This is a genomic window from Actinomadura roseirufa (genome assembly GCF_900659635.1).
Classification (GTDB): domain Bacteria; phylum Actinomycetota; class Actinomycetes; order Streptosporangiales; family Streptosporangiaceae; genus Spirillospora; species Spirillospora roseirufa.
On the sequence record NZ_CAACVB010000053.1, the window covers coordinates 1 to 17,048 of the forward strand.

Consider the following 17,048-nt stretch of genomic DNA (forward strand, 5'->3'; position numbering starts at 1 on the left):
GGGCGGGCCCGCCGCCCGGTGGGCGTCGCGGCCGACCGGGCCGAACGCACCGAGGCGGAGCTGCTGGAGCTGGCCCGGCGGCGCGGCGACGGCGCGGTCGCCGCGATCTTCGAGCTGGGCCGGCGGCGGACCCTCGCCCTGCTCGACCTGGCGGAGGAGCTGCTGCCGCAGCGGCCGAGCAGATTCGGCGGCGCCGTCTGCCGGGCGCTGCGCGAGTACGGGCCCGAGACGCTCCCCCGGGCGCGCGCCTGGGCGGCCGAGCGCGGCGGCTGCGCCGACATGGGGCTGAACATCCTCGCGCGCTACGGCACCAGGCAGGACATACCCCTCCTCATGGACGAGCTGCGCACCACCGTCGAGCGGGGTGAGTGGGCCGCCGCCGCCAGCCCCGTCGAGGGACTCGGGCGGCTGCGCGCCGGCGAGGCCGTCCCGCTGCTGAAGACCGCCTGGACCGAGTCCACCTACGCCTTCCTGCGGCCCCGGATCCTGTCCGCGCTGACCCGGACCGCCCCCCACACCGCCGAGTCCTACACCGTCGAGGGCCTGTGGGACTGTGAGGAGGGCGTCCGCCAGGAGGCGGCCCGCTTCGCCCCCCTCACCGACGAGACGCGGATCCGCCTGCGGCGGCTGCATCTGGACGACGCCGAGGACCCCGAGGTCCGGGCCGCCGCTGCCGCCCGGCTGATATGACCGGCTGACATCGGCCGGCCTTTCCCTTCCCCCCGGTGTGGCGCCGGGTGAACCTTCCGGGCCGCGGCGCCGTATTCACCCGTCGAACCGCGCATCTCACCCCGGGAGGAACGGCGATGGGCTTCACGCATCTCGGACGCGCCTCGGCGCTGCTGTGCGCCGCGGCGCTCGCGCTGCCGGCGGCGGGCTGCTCGGCGGCGGGACGCGCCGGGCCCGGCGCGGACGCCGACCGGGCGGGCGTCCCGGCGGACCTCGACCGGCTCGCCGCGCGGACGGGCTGCTCCCTCCTCGGACGGCGCAAGGCGCGGGAGCTGGAGCAGGGCAACTGCGCGAACGCCCGCGGCCGCTACGTCCTGGTCGGCTTCGCCTCCGACCGGGGGATGGCCGCGTGGATGGAGGAGGCCAAGCCCTGGGGCGGTTCGTACCTGGTCGGGACGCGCTGGGTGGCCGTGGGCGCACCGGAGACGCTGCGGTCCCTGCGAGGCGACCTCGGCGGGCGCATCACCTCCGGGGACGCGCACGGCACGACCGGCGGAAACGACGCGGAAGGCATGGAGGGCATGGAGGGCATGGAGGGCATGCGTCACTGAGCCGTGTCGGCGCGGCGTGGCCGGATCAGGTCGCGCGCACCTCGCCGCCGTCACCGTCCATGCCCGTGCCCAGATCGGAGTCCGGCTCCTCGTCGGCGCCGGTGTCCAGATCGGCGTCCGGGCCCGCCTCGGACCCGGCGGCGCCGCTGACCAGGAACGCGCCCCAGCGTTCCAGCGCGGGCCCGGTGCGGGCGAGGACGCGGCGCGCCGCGAGGCCGCGGACGACCGTCCCCGGGTGCAGCAGCGGGCGGCCCGGCCCGTCCACCACGACGCGGACCGCGGCGACCGGCCTGCCCCCGGCGCGGGCCGCGACCAGGGCCGACTCCATGTCCACCGCGCGGGCGCCCTGCGCAGCCCAGCGGGCCCGCTCGGCGCCGCTCACGACATGGTCGGTGGTCACCAGCGGGCCGACCTGCACGCTGAGGCCGTCCCGGATCAGCTCCCCCGCCAGCGCGTGCGCCGCGTTGCACCGCACGGGCGCGCCGCCGCCGCGGATCTCGTCGGCGACCAGCACGTCGCCGGGGCGGAGCCGCTCGTCGAGCGCGCCGCCGAAGCCCATCATCACCAGCGCGGCGCAGCCGCGCGGCACCCGGTCGGCGTGCCGGGCCCGGTAACCGACCACCACGACCGGGGTCCCGGCCAGTCCACGGCGGACCGCGCGGGCCTCCACGCGCAGGCCGGCGCACACCACCGGGCCCACCATCGGCCGCCACGGCTCGGCATTGTGACTGGTCATCCCCCCAGCACAGCACGCCCGAAGGCTGAGATCCAGCTCCACGCCAGGACGAGGCCGTGTCATCGCCCGGTACTACTCCGGCCCGCCGTGAATCCCCCTGGCGGAGGGCGGCCCGCGACGGCGCCCGCTCGTAGACTCCCGGACATGACCTCCTCCGTACGCCGGAAGCTGGCCGTCCTCCCCCTCGCGCTCCTGCCCCTCGGCGCCGTCGCCGCCTCGTGCGACGCCGAGAACAGCAAGACCGACTGCAACTCCAACTCCTGCACCGTGACGTTCGACCGCGGTGTCGACTCCAGCGCGTCCATCCTGGGCGTGAAGGCCGAGCTCGTCAGCGTCAAGAACGACAGGGTCACCATGAAGATCGCCGGGGCGACGGTCACCGTCCCGGTGGGCGACGGTCAGCAGACCGACGGGTTCGACGTCACGGTCACCTCCGTCACCAAGGACCACGTCGTCGTCAAGATCACCAACAACTGAGCGGGACCGGCCCCCGGGCCGCCGCGGAGGCGGCACTAGGATTCGTTCATGCGTTCGATGAGCATCGCGGAGCGGCGCGCCCGCCTGGGCCGCCGCCACCGCCTGGCCGTGCCGGAGCGGGGCGACGACGTGCTCGCCGTCGTCCGGTCGATGGTGGCGCTGCACGCCACCGACCCCGCCACCGTCTTCCTGTCCGTGGCGGCCCGCACCGCGGGGACCGGCCCGGCCGCCGTCGAACGGGCCCTGTACACCGACCGCACCCTGGTGCGGATGCTCGCGATGCGCCGCACGATGTTCGTCGCGCCGATCGACCTCGTCCCGGCATTGCAGTCCTCCACCGCGGACGCCCTGGCGGCCCGGCAGCGCCGCACCTACATCCGCCTCATCGAGCAGGCCGGCGTCGTCGACGACGTCCCCGCCTTCTTCACGGACGTGGCCGAGTCCGCGCACCGGGCGCTGCTGGCCCGCGGTGAGGCGACGGGGGCGCAGCTCAGCGCGGACGAGCCCCGGCTGCGCACGCGGGTCGACCCCGCGCCCGGGAAGTCCTACTCCAAGCCCACGAGCATCACGACCTGGGTGCTGGTCACGCTCGGCTGCGAGGGCCGCATCGTGCGGGGCCGCCCGAACGGCGGCTGGGCCAGCAGCCAGTACCGGTGGTCGCCGGTCGAGGCGTGGCTGCCCGGCGGCGTCCCGCCGATGCCCGCCGCCGAGGCCCGCGCCGAGGTGGTCCGGCGCTACCTGCGCGCCTTCGGGCCCGCCCCGGTCTCCGACGTCAAGTGGTGGACGGGCTGGAGCCTCGGCGACGTCCGCGAGGCCCTCGCGCTCCTGGACACCGCCGAGACCGACCTCGGCGGCGGCGCCACCGGCCTCGTCCTGGCCGGCGACCTGGAACCGGTGGAGCCGCCCGAGCCCTGGGCCGCGCTGCTGCCCGCCCTCGACCCCACGCCGATGGGCTGGCGGGAACGCGGCTGGTACCTCGGCGACCACGGGCCCGCCCTGTTCGACCGCAACGGCAACATCGGCCCGTCCGTGTGGTGGGACGGCCGCGTCATCGGCGGCTGGGCGCAGCGCGCCGACGGCGAGATCGCCGTCCGGCTGCTGGAGGACGCCGGCGCGGACGCCCGCGCCGCGGTCGAGCGCGAGACCGAGCGGACGGCCGCCTGGTACGGCGACGTCCGCGCCACCCCGCGCTTCCGCACCCCGCTGGAGCGCGAGCTCACCGCGTGACGGCGCCGCGGCCGGCGGAAGAGCCGGCCGCCCTCACGTGCGCCGTCACCCGCGCCGTCACGGTGCGGGCCGCGCCCCCTCGGCCCGTGCTCCGTCCGCCCACCTCTCCTCCGCGCCGGCCGCGCTCCCGCGGGAACCCTCGCCGCACACCACCCGGACGGGCGGGACGGCACGGCCCGCCGCCTCGCGCGGCGACGTCCCCCGCGGCACCGGGCCCCCGGCGGGCGCGGGTGCGGCGCGGGCGATGAGGTCCGCGACGACCTGCGCCGTCTCCGGCGGCTGGGCGGCCAGCCAGCCCAGGACGCGGCGGTCGTAGCCGCCCAGCTCGACACCGTGCTCGGCGCACGTGCGCAGCAGCATGTCGAGCGTCCGCGCCCGCATGACGCCGCGCTTGGCGTGACCCGAGTAGATGTCGCGCACCTCGGTGTAGGCGTCCTCTTCGTTCTCGTACGGTCCGGACATGTCGCCGGCCTCCCTCGTCTCAGCGCACCTCGGCCTGCCGGTAGTCGCGGCCGTCCCGCCAGAGCAGGCGGTCCCCCGCCGCGTACACCTCGCCCGGATAGTCGGTCCTGGTCCCGGTGCGCGTGTCGTACACCGTCGAACGGGCGCCCGGCACGGTGATCGCGATCAGCCGGTCGCCGCCCGTGAGCCGCGCCCGGGTGAGCGCGCGGGGCGCCCCGGCCGCGGTTCCCAGCGGAATGATCTTCTCCTTCCAGTCTCCCCGCGCGGCGACCCGCAGAACTCCGTCCGTCATCCAGGCGAAGTAGCCGTCACCCGCCGCCGCTTGCCATGCCCGTCTCTCCTGCGTCTCGGAGGCCTCCACCTTCCCCTTCAGAACGCGGAGGGCCTCACCTTCTTCTTGTCCGGAAGAACCTTTTTCGTTGCCTGTGATCCCTGGTTTTCTCGTCAAGTGGGTGACCTCGTTCCGATCCGGCGGGCGCACCCCCGTGGGCAGCGGGTGCTCGCGCACGATCCGCTGCGTGCGGACGTCCACCTCGCGCATGACCCGGTAGTAGGTGTTCACGGCGAACAGCGTCGGATAGGCGAACGCGACCGCCCGGCCAGGCACGCCCTTGCCGGGGCTCTCGACCATCCGCCCGGGAGCGGCGCAGCCCCGCACGGCGTACGGCTGATCCATCACGTCGCTTCCGACGACGAACCCGCCGCTCGCGAGGACGGGCAGGTCCGGGGTCGTGCCCTGCGGGCCGATGACCCGGGCGGCGTCGTCCGGGGTGATGGCCCGGGAGGCGCCGCCCGGGGTGCGGCAGTGGAGCTCCCAGCCGCCGGGCGCGATCCAGGTGACGAAGCCCGGCCCGGTCGCGAGGCCGCCCTGGGCGCGCACGCCGAGCCCGGCGGGGACGCCGCCGCGCGGCCCGGCCCGCCAGACCTGCCCGTCGGCGGAGCGGCCGACGACCGAGCCGTCCGTGCCGAGGGCCTCCGCGGCGAACACCGCCTTGCCCGGGAGGCGCGTGCTGATCCGCACGATCGTGGACGGGTCCACCAGGCCGCCGGGGCCCGCGGAGGCCCCGGACGGCCCCCGGTCGGTGATGCCGTGCAGCGCCACCGGACCGGTGATCGCGGCGGCGGCGACCGCGGCGGCGGCCGCCGGGATCGTCATCGTGCGCGAGGACCGCGCCCGGCGGATCCTGCGGATGTTCTCCGCGCGCGCGCCGGGGTGCGGGTGGATCGTCTCCGCCTGAGCGCCGAAGGCGTTCCGGAGTCGTTCCTCGATGCCGTTCGTACCGTTCATGGCGTGTCCTCGTCCTCGTCCTTCAGTCTCCGGCCGAGCGCCGCGATGGCGCGGGCGGTGTGGGCCTTGACGGTTCCGGGCGCGATGCCCAGGGTGGCGGCGGTCTCGCGCTCGCTCAGCTCCAGCCAGTACCGCAGCACGAGCACCTCGCGCTGCCGGGCGGGCAGCCGCGTCACCGCCGCCAGCAGCGCGCGGACGTCCTCGTTGCGGACGGCGTCGTGCTCGGCGGAGCCGGCCGGCGGGTCCGGGACGAACTGGGCGTGCCGGCGGCGCGCCATCCGCAGGTGCCGCAGCCTGCTCCGGGCGGCGTTGCAGACCGAGGCCCGCAGGTAGGCCAGGGAGGCGTTCGGGTCGCGCAGCGTCCGGCGCCGGCGGTGCAGGCGGACGAACGCGTCCTGCACCACGTCCTCGGCGTCGTCGGCGCCGAGGAGCGTGGCGAGCCGGACCAGCCCCCAGAAGTGGGCGGTGAACAGTTCCTCGTACCCGTCATCGGCGCGTGCGGACGGCAAGGCGATGACCTCTGCAGTCGGGTGGTACGTCACGGCCAAGAGACGATCGTGGGGCGCCGAGGTTTACCTCGGGGCCGTACTTTTTCGCCGGGCGCCGGTCCGCCGCGGGCGCCCCGCCGGGCCCGGTCAGTGGCGGTACGGGCCCGGCACGGGGACCGCCGCGCGCTTGGCGCCGCCGCGCCTGACCAGCAGGAAGACGAAGGAGATGATCGCGAACAGCGCGAACGCGCCGGAGACCAGCACCGAGAGGCCGAGATAGAAGTGGACGGTGTCGTCCGGCGTCACCAGCAGCCGGCCGTCCACGCCGCGGCAGGTCAGCCGCGCCGTCCCGGAGACGGGCGCCTCGAACGAGGCGGTGTAGTGGTATCCCGTGACGCCGGAGGCGCTCCAGGCGTTCTTGCGGGTCAGCTGGACCGGCCCGGACGTCCCGCCCACCCGGACGAAGCACGTGTAGGGGACGGTCGAGCCGTCACCGACGTAGAGGAAGTAGCCGTGCCCCTTCGACAGCTCGACGCTCACGCCGGTCCCGGGGTCGCCGGCCGAGCGGCTCCCGTAGGCCACCTCGGAGTCGTCCCAGAACACGCCGATCATGACCAGGAGCCCGGCCACGGCCACGGCGGTGAAGGCGATGGGCAGGGCGTACCAGCCGGCACCCGGCCGGACGCGCGGTGGCGGCCACGGCGGGCCGGCGGGGCCTGGTCCCATGGGCGGCGGTCCGATCGGTGGGTTCGCCCCGGGCCACATCCTGGTTTCCCCTTTGCCGTGTTGTAGAGCGCCACGATCCCAGAGATGACGGCGGCCCGCCAGCCCGCGGCGGCCGTGGCACCGGGGCGGGCCGCGCGGTGCGCGGGGCGGCCCGGGGGTGTCCGGCACGTCCCGGCCGGTTACCTTACTAAGTGGTAGCCGAACAGCCGGTGCGTCCTGGAGAGGGGGAGCGCATGGCCCTGAGGAACCGCCTGCCCGCACCGCCGATCCGGTTCCACCGCCCGCGCGGCCTTCTCCGCTACACGGTCGAGCGCGACCTGCCGGTGACCATGCCGGACGGGGTGACGCTGCTCGCCGACCGGTACGTGCCCGCCGGGGCCCGGCGCCCGCCGCCCACGATCCTCGTCCGGAGCCCCTACGGCCGGCGGGGCGCGGGAGCGCTGGCCGCCGGGCTGCCGTTCGTGCCGTTCGGTTTCCAGCTGGTCGTGCAGAGCACGCGCGGGACGTCCGGGTCCGGCGGCGAGTTCGATCCGCTCGGCAGCGAGGGCGAGGACGGGCTCGCCACCGTCGAGTGGCTGCGGCGCCGGCCCTGGTTCGGCGGGTCGTTCGCGACCTTCGGGCCCAGCTACCTCGGCTACTCGGCGTGGGCGGTCGCGGCCGCCGCCGGGCCGGAGCTGAAGGCGATGTCCGTGCAGATCACGGCGTCCTCCTTCCGGGACGCCGCCTACGTCGGCGGCTCCTTCGCGCTGGAGTCCACGCTGTCCTGGACCGACCTGACCCACCGCCAGCAGCGGCGCCTCGGCCTGCTCACCGCGCCGCTGCTGTCACGCCGCCGCGCCGTGCGCGCCGCGGAGTCCGGCCGCCCGCTGGGCGAACTGGACGTGGTGGCAGGCGGGGCGTCCATGCGCTTCTACCAGGACCTGCTCGCCAACCACGGCACCGCCCTCGCCGCCCTCGCCGGGGCCCAGGCGGGCGACGGCGCGCCGGGCGGCTACTGGGACAAGCGGGACTTCAGCAGCACCGTCGGGGACGTCACCGCCCCCGTCACCCTCCTCGGCGGCTGGTACGACGTGTTCCTGCCCTGGCAGATCAGGGACTACCTCGCGCTGCGGGCCGGCGGGCACCGCCCGTACCTGACCGTCGGCCCGTGGTGGCACACCGACGCCCGGCACGGCCTCGTGTCGTTGCGCGAGACGCTCGCCTGGTTCCGGGCGCACCTGCTCGGCGACCCCTCCGGGCTCCGCGCCGACCCCGTCCGGCTGTACGTCACGGGGGCGCGCGAGTGGCGGCACTACCGGGACTGGCCGCCGCCCGGGACACGGCGGGAGCGCTGGCACCTGCAGCCCGGCGGCGGCCTCGGCCCGGACGGCCCGCGCGACGCGCCGCCGAGCCGCTACCGGTTCGACCCGCGGCGGCCCACCCCGGCGCTCGGCGGGCCGACCCTGCTCGGCGTCTCCCGGCCCGTCGACAACCGCCCGCTGGAACGGCGCCCGGACGTGCTGGTGTTCACCTCCCCCGCCCTCACCCGCGACCTCGAAGTGATCGGCCCCGTCTCCGCCGAGCTGTTCGCCCGCTCCGACCGCGAGCACACCGACTTCGTCGTGCGGCTGTGCGACGTCGCGCCGGACGGCACGTCCCGCAACGTCTGCGAGGGCGGCCTGCGGCTGCCCGCCGCCGCGGCGGCGCCGGTGGGGACGGGCGGGGTCCGGCGCGTGCCGGTCGACCTGTGGCCCACCGGGCACCGCTTCCCGCGCGGGCACCGCGTCCGCGTGCACGTGACCAGCGGCGCCCACCCGAAGGTGGCCGTCAACCCCGGTACCGGCGAGCCGCTCGGCACCGCCCGCGCGATGGTCGCCGCGCGGCAGGAGGTCTTCCACGACCCGGACCGGCCCTCGGCGATCGTGCTGCCGGTCGTCGAGCGCGCCGCCGCGGCGGAACCGGGGGATCCGGGCGGGACGTGACGCCGGGCGCCGCGCGTCAGCGCACCGGGTGGCCGGCGGCGCCGAGCGCCGCCTTCACCTCGCCGATCGTCAGGTCGCCGAAGTGGAAGACGCCGGCGGCCAGGACCGCGTCGGCCCCGGCCGCCACGGCGGGCGCGAAGTGCGCCGCGGCCCCCGCGCCGCCGCTGGCGACGACCGGGACCGTCACCGCCTCCCGGACCAGGCCGAGCAGCTCCAGGTCGAAGCCGTCGCGGGTGCCGTCGGCGTCCATCGAGTTGAGCAGGATCTCGCCGACGCCGAGCTCCTGGCCGCGGCGCGCCCACTCGACCGCGTCGATCCCGGTGCCCTTGCGGCCGCCGTGCGTGGTCACCTCGAACCCGGATCCGGGAATCGCGCCGGCCGGCGCCGTGGGGGACGCCGTGGGGGGCACGTCGGCGCGGCGGGCGTCCACCGACAGCACCACGCACTGCGAGCCGAACCGGTGCGCGGCCTCGCGGAGGAACTCCGGCCGCGCGATCGCGGCGGTGTTGATCGAGACCTTGTCGGCGCCCGCGCGCAGCAGCCGGTCGACGTCCTCGACGGTGCGGACGCCGCCGCCGACGGTCAGCGGGATGAACACCTGCTCGGCGGTGCGCCGCACGACGTCGTAGGTGGTGGCGCGGTCGCCGCTGGAGGCGGTGATGTCGAGGAACGTCAGCTCGTCGGCGCCCTCGGCGTCGTAGCGGCGGGCCAGCTCCACCGGGTCGCCCGCGTCGCGCAGGTTCTGGAACTTGACGCCCTTCACGACCCGCCCGGCGTCCACGTCCAGGCAGGGGATCACCCTGACGGCCACGCTCACTGGACGGCCTCCAGCGCCTCTTCCAGGGTGAACTGCCCGGCGTACAGCGCCTTGCCGACGATGGCGCCCTCGACCCCCACCGGGACGAGCTCCACCAGCGCCCGCAGGTCGTCCAGGGACGACACGCCGCCGGACGCGACGACGGGCCTGTCCGTGCGGGAGCACACCTCGCGCAGCAGCCCGACGTTGGGGCCGCGCAGGGTGCCGTCCTTGGTGACGTCGGTGACCACGTAGCGCGGGCAGCCGTCCTCCTCCAGCCGGGCGAGGACCTCCCACAGGTCTCCGCCCTCGCGGGTCCAGCCCCGCGCGGCCAGCGTGGTGCCGCGCACGTCCAGCCCCACCGCGATCCTGTCGCCGTGCGAGGCGATGATCTTCCGGCACCAGGCGGGGTCCTCCAGCGCCGCCGTGCCGATGTTGACCCGGGCGCAGCCGGTGGACAGCGCCGCCTCCAGCGAGGCGTCGTCGCGGATGCCGCCCGACAGCTCCACGCGCACGTCCAGCCGCCCGGTCACCTCGGCGAGCAGCTCGCGGTTGGAGCCGCGGCCGAACGCCGCGTCCAGGTCGACCAGATGGATCCACTCGGCGCCCGCCTCCTGCCAGGCCAGCGCGGCGTCCAGGGGGGCGCCGTAGGAGGTCTCGGTGCCGGCCTCGCCCTGGACGAGGCGGACGGCCCGGCCGTCGGCGACGTCGACCGCGGGAAGGAGCGTCAGTGTCATGCGGAAACCCTATCGAGGCTGGTCGGAGCTGGTGGGGCGGTCCCGTCCGCGGCCGGCCGCGGACGGGCGATCAGAGGGGGACGGGCGGTCAGGAGAGGGTGGCGAGCCAGTTGCGCAGGACCGCGGCCCCGGCGTCGCCGGACTTCTCCGGATGGAACTGCGTCGCGCACAGCGGCCCGTTCTCCACCGCGGCGACGAACCGGTCGCCGTGCTCGGCCCAGGTGACCAGCGGCGGCTCGATGCGGCCCGCCGGGTCCGGCGTCAGCTCCCAGCGCCGGACGGCGTAGGAGTGCACGAAGTAGAACCGGGTGCCGGCGTCCAGGCCCCCGAACAGCGCCGACCCCGAGGGCGCGGCCACGGTGCTCCACCCCATGTGCGGGACGACCGGGGCCTCCAGCCGCTCGACCGTGCCCGGCCACTCGTCGCAGCCGTCGGTGGTGACGCCGTGCTCGACGCCCTTGCCGAACAGGATCTGCATGCCCACGCAGATGCCGAGGACGGGCCGCCCGCCGGCCAGCCGGCGGCCGATGATCTGGTCGCCGCGCACCGCCCGCAGGCCCGCCATGCACGCGGCGAACGCGCCGACCCCGGGCACGACCAGGCCGTCGGCGGCGAGCGCGGCGTCCCAGTCGGCGGTGACGGTCACCTCGGCCCCGGCGCGCGCGATCGCCCGCTCGGCCGAGCGCAGGTTCCCCGACCCGTAGTCCAGCACGACGACCGACGGGCTCACAGCCACATCACTCCCCCGGCGAACGCCAGTCCCGCGAGCACCAGCACGACCAGCGCGGCGATCTTCAGGCCCTGCTTGACGAAGCTGTACACGCCCGCCAGCAGGAACAGCGCGACCGCGAAGATCACCACGTTGCCGTAGGCGATCTCGGTACCACCGACCTCCACGGTTACAGGGCCCCCTTGGTGGAGGGGATGCCGTGCACCTTCGGGTCGAAGGCGACCGCGTCGCGCAGCGCGCGCGCCAGCGCCTTGAACTGCGCCTCCACGATGTGGTGGGCGTTGCGCCCGTACGGGACGTGGACGTGCAGCGCCACCCTGGCGTTCGACACGAACGACTCGAAGACGTGCCGGGTCATCGTGGTGTCGTACTCCGGGCCGATCATCGGGGCCATGCCCTCGGGCTCGACGTGCACCAGGTAGGGGCGGCCGGACACGTCCACCGTCACCTGCGCGAGCGCCTCGTCCAGCGGGATCGAGGCGTCGGCGAAGCGGCGGATGCCCGCCTTGTCGCCGAGCGCCTCGCGGAACGCCTCGCCGAGCGCGATCGCGGTGTCCTCGATCGTGTGGTGGCCGTCGATGTGCAGGTCGCCCGCCGTCTTGACGGTCAGGTCGAACGACCCGTGCTTGCCGAGCTGGGCCAGCATGTGGTCGAAGAACCCGACCCCGGTGGCCACGTCGACCTGCCCGGTGCCGTCCAGGTCGATCTCGACGAGGACCCGCGTCTCCTTGGTCCCGCGTTCGACCCTGCCCTTGCGCGTCACGAGCTCTCCTCCTGTGCGGCGTTCACCGCGTCCTCCGCCGGGGTCCCGGGCACGGCCCCGGACGGCCCCCCGGCCCGTACCTCGGCCTGTACCTCGCTCAGGGCGGCGCGGAACGCGGCCATCTCGGCGGGGGCGCCGACGCTGACCCGCAGCCACTCGGGCGGCCCCACCTCCCGGATCAGGACGCCGCGGGCGAGCAGGGCCTCCCAGACCCGCCGCCGGTCGGGGAACGTCCCGAACAGCACGAAGTTGGCGTCGGAGTCGGCCACCGCGTGGCCCCGGCCGCGCAGCCAGCCGACCAGGTCGTCGCGTTCGCGCCGCACCGCCTCGACGCCCGCGAGCAGTTCCCCGGCGTGCGCGAGCGCGGTCCGCGCGACCGCCTGGGTCACGGCCGACAGGTGGTAGGGCAGCCGGACGAGCAGCAGCGCGCCGATCACGGCGGGGTCGGCGGCCAGGTAGCCGAGGCGGGCGCCGGCCAGCGCGAACGCCTTGGACATCGTCCGGGTGACGATCAGCCGCGGGTTCCCCGGCAGCAGGGTCAGCGCGGACGGCGTCCCGGCGCGGCGGAACTCGGCGTACGCCTCGTCCACCACGACCATGCCGGGCGCGACCTTGAGCACCGCCTCGATCGACTCCAGCGGCAGCGCGGTGCCGGTCGGGTTGTTCGGGGAGGTGAGGAAGACCACGTCGGGCCGGTGCTCCTCGACCGCCGCGATCGCCCGCCCGGCCTCCAGGCCGAAGTCGGCGTCGCGGTGGGCGTTCACCCAGCGGGTGCCCGAGACCCGGGTGATGACCGGGTGCATGGAGTAGGACGGCTCGAAGCCCAGCGCGGTGCGGCCGGGGCCGCCGAACGCCTGCAGGATCTGCTGGATGACCTCGTTGGAGCCGTTGGCGGCCCACACGTCGCCGCCGGTCAGGCCCGCGCCGGGCGTGTCGGCGTTGAGGAAGGCCGCCAGCTCCGCGCGCAGCGCCACCGCGTCGCGGTCGGGGTAGCGGTTGAGCGTCCCCGCGACGTCCATGACGGCGGCGCCGAGCGCCCGCACGAGCCGCTCGGACGGCGGGTAGGGGTTCTCGTTGGTGTTCAGGGCGTAGGGGACGTCGAGCTGCGGCGCCCCGTAGGCCGTCGTGCCGCGCAGGTCGTCGCGGATCGGCAGGTCGGGCGGCGCGGTCACGAGGGCACCGTCCAGCCGAAGCGCGCCTTCAGGGCGGCGCCGTGCGCGGGCAGGTCCTCGGCCTCGGCGAGCGCGACGACGCGGGCGGTGGCCTCGGCGAGCGCGTCGCGGTCGTACTCGACCACGTGCACGCCGCGCAGGAACGACTGCACCGACAGCCCGGACGAGTGGCAGGCGCAGCCGCCGGTCGGCAGGACGTGGTTGGAGCCGGCGAGGTAGTCGCCGAGCGACACCGGCGCGTGCGGGCCGACGAACACGGCCCCGGCGTTGCGGACGCGCGCGGCGACGGCGGCGGCGTCGGCGGTCTGGATCTCCAGGTGCTCGGCGGCGTAGGCGTCGACCACCTTCAGCCCGTCGCCGACGCCGTCCACCAGGACGATGCCCGACTGCCGCCCGCCCAGCGCCGCGGTGATCCGCTCGGCGTGCCGGGTACGGGCGACCTGCGCCTTCAGCTCCGTCTCCACCTCGTCGGCGAGCCGGACCGAGTCGGTGACCAGCACCGCGGCGGCGAGCGGGTCGTGCTCGGCCTGGCTGATCAGGTCGGCGGCCACGTGCACCGCGTCGGCGGTGTCGTCGGCGAGGATCGCGATCTCGGTCGGCCCCGCCTCGGCGTCGATGCCGATCACGCCCTTGAGCAGGCGCTTGGCGGCGGCGACGTAGACGTTGCCGGGGCCGGTGACCAGGTCGGCGCGGGGGCACTCGCCGGTGCCGTAGGCGAACATCGCGACGGCCTGGGCGCCGCCCGCCGCGTGGACCTCCTCCACGCCGAGGAGGGCGCAGGCGGCGAGGATCGTGGGGTGCGGCAGGCCGCCGAACTCCCGCTGCGGCGGTGAGGTCACCGCGAGCGACCCGACGCCCGCCTCCTGGGCGGGCACGACGTTCATGACCACGCTGGACGGGTAGACCGCGCGGCCGCCGGGGACGTACAGCCCGACCCGGCTCACCGGGATCCACCGCTCGGTGACCGTCCCGCCGGGCACGACCCGGGTGGTGACGTCGGCGCGGCGCTGCGCGCGGTGCACGGCGCGGGCGCGGCGGACGCTCTCCTCCAGCGCGTCGCGGACGGCCGGGTCCAGGGCGGCGAGGGCCCGGTGGACCTCGGCGACCGGGACGCGGGTGCGCTCCAGCTCGACCCCGTCGAACGCCCTGGTGTGCTCCCGTACCGCCGGCGAGCCGCGATGGCGGACGTCCTCGCAGATGGGCCGCACCTTGTCCAGGGCGGCCTCGACGTCGAGTTCGGCGCGGGGCAGCACGGAGCGCAGGTCGCCGGGAAGCGAGCCGCGCAGGTCGATACGGGAAATCACCCGTTCAGTCTACGGAGTGCCTCCGGCCCCTCGCGCACCGTCTCACCACCCGAGACACCCCGAAGGGGCCGCCGCAGCGGCTCAGACGCGCAGGTCGCCGTCCAGGACGGTGACGGCGCGTCCGGACAGGATCGCGCGGTCGCCGCGCAGGGCGACCCGCACGTACCCGCCGCGTGCGGACGCCTGGTAGCCGACGAGGTCGGAGCGGCCGAGCCGCTCCGCCCAGAAGGGCCCGAGCGCGCAGTGCGCCGAGCCGGTGACGGGGTCCTCGGCGCCGTCGCCGCCCAGCCCGCCGGCGCCGAAGACCCGCGACACGAAGTCGTGCTCGCCCCCGGCGTCCGCGACCGCGGTGACGATCACGATGCGGCCGTCGATCCGGCCGAGCGCCGCGATGTCGGGGGCGAGCCCGCGCACCGCCGCCTCGTCCGCGACCTCGGCGAGCACGTCCTCATGGTTGCGGCCGGTCCAGCGGACCTCGACGCCGAGCGCCTCGGCGAGCCCCTCGATGTCCGGCACGGGCGAGGCGGGGCCGGCGGGGAAGTCCATCGACAGGACGCCGCCGGGGTCGCGGGTGACGGTCAGCACGCCGCGGTGCAGCGTCCGGAAGCGGATCGCCTCGCCCGGCTCCACCGCGCCGGTGTCGTAGAGGGCGTGCGCGCTCGCCATGGTCCCGTGGCCGCACAGCGCCACCTCCACCAGCGGCGTGAACCAGCGCACCTCGAAGCCGGCGCCGTCCTCGCCGTCGTCCTCGGCCAGGGGCCGGACGAAGGCCGTCTCCGAGTGCTTCATCTCGGCGGCCACCCGCTGCATCCAGGCGGGGTCGGCGGCCTCCTGGAGCAGGCACACGCTGGCGGGGTTGCCGACGAACGGGCGGTCGGTGAAAGCGTCCACGACGAGCATCTTCATGCCGGTGACGCTACGGGCCGCCCGGCGGCCCCCGGCAGGGCCGATTCGAGAAAGTGGCCCGGCGCTTCAGACTGTGAGAAATCACGGCCTCCCAAGATCATCGACTGGGACGTACCCTGGGCCGAGGTGTCCCGCGGGCCCCGCGGAGCGGGCCGAGGAGCATGGAGAGGCCAGTGACCGAGCGGCTCGCCCTGTTCCCGCTGGGCACGGTTCTGTTCCCGGGCCTGGCCCTGCCGCTGCACCTGTTCGAGGACCGCTACCGCCTGCTGGTCCGGGACCTGCTCGAACGGCCCGAGCCGCGCCGGTTCGGCGTCGTCGGCATCGAGCTCGGCCACGAGGTCGGCGACGGCGCCGCGCACCGGCTGGCGGCCATCGGCTGCGTCGCCGAGCTGCGCGAGGTGACGCCGCACCCCGACGGCCGGTTCGACATCGTCACCACCGGGACCGGCCGCTTCCGGCTCAAGCGCCTCGACCGGTCCCGCCCCTATCTGCAGGGCGAGGTCGAGTTCCTCCCGGACGCCCCGGGCCTCGACCCGGCGCCGGTCGCCCGCCGCGTCCGATGGCTGTTCCGCCGCTACCGCGACCGGCTGGTCGACGCGGGCGCCGGGGTGGTCGACGACATCGACCTGCCGGACGACCCGGTGCGGCTGTCGTACCTGGTCGCCGCGGCGGTCGTGCTGGACGGGCACGAGAAGCAGCGGCTGCTGGAGTGCGAGGACGCCGCGCACCGGCTGGCCGCCGAGCGGGACCTGCTCGCCCGCGAGAACCGCATCCTGGAGCTGCTGCCGATGATCCCGGCGGGCCAGTTCCTGGACGGGTCGTTCAACGCGAACTGATCACCGGCGGCGGCACGGGTCGCGGCACGGGCGGCAGACTGGGCGCATGAGCACCGCCAGGCCCAAGGGGGCCGCCAAGGGAGGCAAGGGAACGCCGGCCACCGTCGCCGCGGCCAAGGCCGGGATCGACTTCACGCTGCACCCCTACGAGCCCGACCCGGACGCCGAGTCCTACGGCGCGGCCGCCGCCGACGCGCTCGGCATCCCGCACGACCAGATCTTCAAGACGCTGCTCGCGGAGGTGGACGGGCGGCTGACCGTCGGGGTCGTCCCGGTCTCGGCCGGCCTGGACCTGAAGGCGCTCGCGACGGCCGCGGGCGGGAAGAGGGCGCGGATGGCCGACCCGGCCGACGCCGAGCGCGCCACCGGGTACGTCGTCGGCGGGATCAGCCCGCTCGGGCAGCGGCGGCGGCTGCCGACGGTGATCGACGCGTCGGTGTCAGCGCTCGCCACCGTCCACGTCTCGGCCGGCCGGCGCGGACTGCAGATCGAGCTCGCCCCCGCCGACCTCGTCCGGCTCACCGGGGCGGCCGTCGCCGCGATCGCCCGGGGGTAGCCGGCGGACGATCATCTCCAGGAGCCCGTAGGCGGCGACGGCCGGGAGCGGCCAGAGGACCAGCACGCCCTTGGCGCGCAGGTCGGCCACGCCCGTGGCGGTGGCGCCGTCGCGGCCGTGCCGGGCCGCGTCGTGGAAGGCGTCCAGCCCGATGAGATGGCCGGTCTTCCAGGCCAGCACCGCCGCGGCGGCGCCGCCGGCGGCCAGCCCGAGGAGCAGCGCCACGTCGTTGCCGCGCCCGCCGGCCAGATAGGCGGCGACGCCGGACGCGAGCCCGGCGATGAGGGCGATCACGGCGAACCGGGCGTCGATGCCGATCGGCCCCTGTCCCTCGGGGTCCGCCAGCAAAGGCTCACCTTGGACTATTACATATGTCACCTTGGGGCTCATCTTGGCCCAGAGCAGCCCGGCCACGGGCCCGGAGAGCGCCACGATGGCGGTGGTGACCGCCCAGGTCGCGAAGAGCCTGCCGGCCGGTCGCCGCACCTCGTACGCTCCTCCCAGGAAGTGTCCTCTGACAGCGAAAGCCTAGCCTGCCCAGGTCAGCTGATCGACAACCGAACGGCGCCCGGATTCCCTCCCACAGGCGCCCCGATCACTGGG

20 protein-coding genes and 1 pseudogene are annotated in these 17,048 nt (G+C 75.7%); 7 read left to right on the forward strand and 14 right to left on the reverse strand.

Annotated elements, in window-relative coordinates; all coding sequences use genetic code 11:
- A pseudogene (locus tag E1291_RS14330) lies at nucleotides 1-690 on the forward strand (hypothetical protein); the annotation flags it as partial.
- Between the two features lie 116 nt (nucleotides 691-806).
- Nucleotides 807-1,280 (forward strand): hypothetical protein, encoded by a 474-nt coding sequence (locus tag E1291_RS14335; RefSeq protein WP_131738286.1) that lies wholly within the window; start codon nucleotides 807-809, stop codon nucleotides 1,278-1,280.
- Between the two features lie 25 nt (nucleotides 1,281-1,305).
- On the opposite strand, the gene E1291_RS14340 is transcribed toward E1291_RS14335, so the two are convergent.
- Nucleotides 1,306-2,016 (reverse strand): phosphorylase family protein, encoded by a 711-nt coding sequence (locus E1291_RS14340; RefSeq protein WP_165495112.1) that lies wholly within the window; start codon nucleotides 2,014-2,016, stop codon nucleotides 1,306-1,308.
- Nucleotides 2,017-2,160: 144 nt separating this feature from the next.
- Here E1291_RS14340 and E1291_RS14345 point away from each other — a divergent pair, with 144 nt between their 5' ends.
- Both E1291_RS14345 and E1291_RS14350 read left to right on the forward strand, forming a co-directional pair.
- Nucleotides 2,161-2,493 carry a hypothetical protein gene (locus tag E1291_RS14345; RefSeq protein ID WP_131738288.1) on the forward strand — a complete coding sequence of 111 codons (333 nt, stop codon included), beginning with the start codon at nucleotides 2,161-2,163 and terminating at the stop codon, nucleotides 2,491-2,493.
- Between the two features lie 48 nt (nucleotides 2,494-2,541).
- Entirely contained in the window at nucleotides 2,542-3,720 is a 1,179-nt protein-coding gene (locus E1291_RS14350; protein ID WP_131738289.1) for a winged helix DNA-binding domain-containing protein, read from the forward strand.
- Between the two features lie 57 nt (nucleotides 3,721-3,777).
- Here the strand turns inward: E1291_RS14350 and E1291_RS14355 are convergent, their stop codons facing one another.
- From E1291_RS14355 to E1291_RS14370, 4 genes are all read right to left on the reverse strand, one after another.
- Complete coding sequence (locus E1291_RS14355) at nucleotides 3,778-4,182, reverse strand: hypothetical protein (protein ID WP_131738290.1); 405 nt, start codon at nucleotides 4,180-4,182, stop codon at nucleotides 3,778-3,780.
- Between the two features lie 19 nt (nucleotides 4,183-4,201).
- Nucleotides 4,202-5,470 carry a hypothetical protein gene (locus E1291_RS14360; protein WP_131738291.1) on the reverse strand — a complete coding sequence of 423 codons (1,269 nt, stop codon included), beginning with the start codon at nucleotides 5,468-5,470 and terminating at the stop codon, nucleotides 4,202-4,204.
- Nucleotides 5,467-6,012: a SigE family RNA polymerase sigma factor gene (locus tag E1291_RS14365; protein ID WP_242614142.1), complete on the reverse strand. Its 546-nt coding sequence runs from the start codon at nucleotides 6,010-6,012 to the stop codon at nucleotides 5,467-5,469. Before E1291_RS14365 ends, E1291_RS14360 begins: the two co-directional genes overlap by 4 nt.
- A gap of 93 nt (nucleotides 6,013-6,105) precedes the next feature.
- Nucleotides 6,106-6,684, reverse strand: a complete 579-nt coding sequence (locus E1291_RS14370; protein ID WP_131738292.1) for a hypothetical protein — start codon at nucleotides 6,682-6,684, stop codon at nucleotides 6,106-6,108.
- 233 nt (nucleotides 6,685-6,917) lie between these two features.
- Here E1291_RS14370 and E1291_RS14375 point away from each other — a divergent pair, with 233 nt between their 5' ends.
- A complete protein-coding gene (locus tag E1291_RS14375) occupies nucleotides 6,918-8,645 on the forward strand; it encodes a CocE/NonD family hydrolase (protein ID WP_131738293.1) in 1,728 nt (575 codons plus the stop codon).
- A 16-nt stretch (nucleotides 8,646-8,661) separates the two neighbouring features.
- On the opposite strand, the gene hisF is transcribed toward E1291_RS14375, so the two are convergent.
- The 8 genes from hisF to E1291_RS14410 form a co-directional block, all read right to left on the reverse strand.
- Entirely contained in the window at nucleotides 8,662-9,462 is an 801-nt protein-coding gene (hisF, locus tag E1291_RS14380) for an imidazole glycerol phosphate synthase subunit HisF (protein WP_131738294.1), read from the reverse strand.
- Entirely contained in the window at nucleotides 9,459-10,178 is a 720-nt protein-coding gene (priA, locus tag E1291_RS14385) for a bifunctional 1-(5-phosphoribosyl)-5-((5-phosphoribosylamino)methylideneamino)imidazole-4-carboxamide isomerase/phosphoribosylanthranilate isomerase PriA (protein WP_131738295.1), read from the reverse strand. The genes hisF and priA overlap by 4 nt, the downstream gene beginning before the upstream one ends.
- Before the next feature lie 88 nt (nucleotides 10,179-10,266).
- On the reverse strand, nucleotides 10,267-10,908 hold the full coding sequence (gene hisH, locus E1291_RS14390; protein WP_131738296.1) for an imidazole glycerol phosphate synthase subunit HisH: 642 nt from the start codon (nucleotides 10,906-10,908) through the stop codon (nucleotides 10,267-10,269).
- Nucleotides 10,905-11,075, reverse strand: coding sequence for a CG2302 family histidine operon protein (locus E1291_RS41955; protein WP_165495113.1), 171 nt, complete (start codon nucleotides 11,073-11,075; stop codon nucleotides 10,905-10,907). The genes hisH and E1291_RS41955 overlap by 4 nt, the downstream gene beginning before the upstream one ends.
- Before the next feature lie 2 nt (nucleotides 11,076-11,077).
- Nucleotides 11,078-11,671 carry an imidazoleglycerol-phosphate dehydratase HisB gene (gene hisB / locus E1291_RS14395; RefSeq protein ID WP_131738297.1) on the reverse strand — a complete coding sequence of 198 codons (594 nt, stop codon included), beginning with the start codon at nucleotides 11,669-11,671 and terminating at the stop codon, nucleotides 11,078-11,080.
- Nucleotides 11,668-12,843 (reverse strand): histidinol-phosphate transaminase, encoded by a 1,176-nt coding sequence (locus E1291_RS14400; protein WP_131738298.1) that lies wholly within the window; start codon nucleotides 12,841-12,843, stop codon nucleotides 11,668-11,670. Before E1291_RS14400 ends, hisB begins: the two co-directional genes overlap by 4 nt.
- On the reverse strand, nucleotides 12,840-14,147 hold the full coding sequence (gene hisD / locus E1291_RS14405; RefSeq protein WP_131738299.1) for a histidinol dehydrogenase: 1,308 nt from the start codon (nucleotides 14,145-14,147) through the stop codon (nucleotides 12,840-12,842). The genes E1291_RS14400 and hisD overlap by 4 nt, the downstream gene beginning before the upstream one ends.
- An 81-nt stretch (nucleotides 14,148-14,228) precedes the next feature.
- Complete coding sequence (locus tag E1291_RS14410; protein ID WP_131738300.1) at nucleotides 14,229-15,053, reverse strand: PhzF family phenazine biosynthesis protein; 825 nt, start codon at nucleotides 15,051-15,053, stop codon at nucleotides 14,229-14,231.
- A gap of 161 nt (nucleotides 15,054-15,214) precedes the next feature.
- Between E1291_RS14410 and E1291_RS14415 the strand changes: the two genes are divergently transcribed.
- Nucleotides 15,215-15,889 (forward strand): LON peptidase substrate-binding domain-containing protein, encoded by a 675-nt coding sequence (locus E1291_RS14415; RefSeq protein WP_242614143.1) that lies wholly within the window; start codon nucleotides 15,215-15,217, stop codon nucleotides 15,887-15,889.
- A gap of 46 nt (nucleotides 15,890-15,935) precedes the next feature.
- Nucleotides 15,936-16,445, forward strand: a complete 510-nt coding sequence (ybaK, locus tag E1291_RS14420; protein ID WP_131738301.1) for a Cys-tRNA(Pro) deacylase — start codon at nucleotides 15,936-15,938, stop codon at nucleotides 16,443-16,445.
- Here ybaK and E1291_RS14425 read toward each other — a convergent pair.
- Nucleotides 16,329-16,931, reverse strand: coding sequence for a hypothetical protein (locus E1291_RS14425; RefSeq protein ID WP_242614144.1), 603 nt, complete (start codon nucleotides 16,929-16,931; stop codon nucleotides 16,329-16,331). The two genes, ybaK and E1291_RS14425, sit on opposite strands and share 117 nt — an antisense overlap.
- Between the last annotated feature and the right edge of the window lie 117 nt (nucleotides 16,932-17,048).